Annotated in this window: 3 protein-coding genes; all 3 read right to left on the minus strand. The window is 61.5% G+C overall.

All coding sequences use genetic code 11. The features are described from left to right. Positions 1–81: 81 nt before the first annotated feature. Positions 82–651 (minus strand): hypothetical protein, encoded by a 570-nt coding sequence (locus tag U4E84_RS17075; RefSeq protein ID WP_322533300.1) that lies wholly within the window; start codon positions 649–651, stop codon positions 82–84. Further along, positions 648–1,016, minus strand: a complete 369-nt coding sequence (locus tag U4E84_RS17080) for a hypothetical protein (protein ID WP_322533301.1) — start codon at positions 1,014–1,016, stop codon at positions 648–650. Before U4E84_RS17080 ends, U4E84_RS17075 begins: the two co-directional genes overlap by 4 nt. Before the next feature lie 93 nt (positions 1,017–1,109). Beyond that, positions 1,110–1,439, minus strand: coding sequence for a hypothetical protein (locus tag U4E84_RS17085; protein ID WP_322533302.1), 330 nt, complete (start codon positions 1,437–1,439; stop codon positions 1,110–1,112). Positions 1,440–1,529: the final 90 nt, after the last annotated feature.

A 1,529-nucleotide genomic window follows, 5' to 3' on the forward strand; every position in this document is an offset into this window, starting at 1 on the left:
GGTCACGGGATTCCGAGCGGCCAAAGGCTTTCAGGAGTCGTCACCGGCGCTGGCTGCTCGGCGTCGCCACTCGGAGACCGGTTACTCTTCAAGTCGGTCGAGCAATTGTGTGACGTACGGACTGTTCTCCCAGCTCCGATGCGGGCTAATCGTCGTAATCAGCCTTCGAGCCGCCTCGTGACTCAGATGTCCGTTCCGGGCGTAGTCGACGATGAGCCGCGGCGTCGGGACGATCCGCGGGCCCTGTAGCACGGCGTGGATGAGTGGGAAGTTCGTCCCGCCAAACTCGTCGGTGAGAAACACGTCGACGTCGAGCGCGTTCGCGAGGACGATCCCGTCGGTTTCGCCGTCGTCGAGCCCGAATGTTGGCCGCGAGTCTGGTGTGTCCTCACGCTTGTAGGGGTCTTCAACCGTGTAGTAATTGCGGGCAGCGAGGACGTTGTTCGCAGCCGCGGCGTGGATATCCTGGTACTGCGTGATCTCACGGAGTTCCGCGACCACTTCTGGTGGTACGAACACCTCACAGGAGGTGAGCAGATACTGGAACGGGTCTGGAGTGTCAGTGTCGACGGCCGCGTCGACTCGGGGAACCGCGAGACTGACGAGCGCGCTGGTGTCGGCAACGACCGTTCGCAGTCGTCGACCGCTCATCGATCGTCGTCAGCCGCGGGCTCGACCGCGGTCGCGTCACCATCGTAGACGTCGACGTCCTCGGGCGCAGCGAGATCGAGTGGCTCGTCCTCGAGATCCGCTTTGAGAAGTCGGAGCCGCTGGGCCGTCTCGGCGCCGACCAACTGCTTGACCGTCTCGAACTCGAGCTGACCGTCATAGTACTTCGTCGCGACGAGTTCTTGGAACGTCTCGCTGTCGGCTGTGTCTTCGATGTACTCGCGGATGGCTTCGACAAGCAGATCCGTCCGATCCTTATCGAAGAGCTCCGCGATCGCGTCGAGCCGGTCGACGAGATACTCCGGGGATTGGAAGTGGACCCGTCGCGGATCGTCGCTTGCGCTCATTTGATGTGTAAGTTCTGCACATAGAGTGATAACCGTTTCGGCGTTTGCACAGTGCTTGCACATCGGGCCCTTGAGGTGACTGTCCCGCCAACCTCAGTCGGCGTCCTGAGTGTTCAGCTCCTCGAGGAACCAGCTGGCTGCCGTCCCGATCCGAACGCCGTCGACGTTGCGCATTGCAAGCCCGCTCGTGGCGGTCCGAAACGGCTCGTCGTCGACGAGGATGCGGTGGATGACTGTCCGGACCGATTCTGTTCCGTATCTATCGACGATAGCAGCGACCGCTGTATCGAAATGTGCGTCGTCGTGTTCGGTTCGCGGGTTCTGTGCCCGTTCGACTACGAGGTCGACTACGTCGTCGACCGATGCATGCTCGGGATTCCCGGTATGCTCTCGTACGTTATACCGAGGCTCAGCATCAGGCATTTCGAGTCACTCCGTGGTGTCGTCCATATCGGTCGTCGCCGGGTCCGTGTCTCGGTGCTGACGGATCGTAGCGAGAGCCTCCTCAAGCGT

Origin of the sequence: Halorubrum sp. AD140, assembly GCF_034497445.1 — an archaeon.
Taxonomy (GTDB): Archaea; Halobacteriota; Halobacteria; order Halobacteriales; family Haloferacaceae; genus Halorubrum.

Excerpts from the sequence above, each read along its gene's own strand:
- U4E84_RS17085 (WP_322533302.1), bottom strand. The coding sequence starts at position 1,439 with ATGCCTGATGCTGAGCCTCGGTATAACGTACGAGAGCATACCGGGAAT.
- U4E84_RS17075 (WP_322533300.1), bottom strand. The coding sequence starts at position 651 with ATGAGCGGTCGACGACTGCGAACGGTCGTTGCCGACACCAGCGCGCTC.
- U4E84_RS17080 (WP_322533301.1), bottom strand. The coding sequence starts at position 1,016 with ATGAGCGCAAGCGACGATCCGCGACGGGTCCACTTCCAATCCCCGGAG.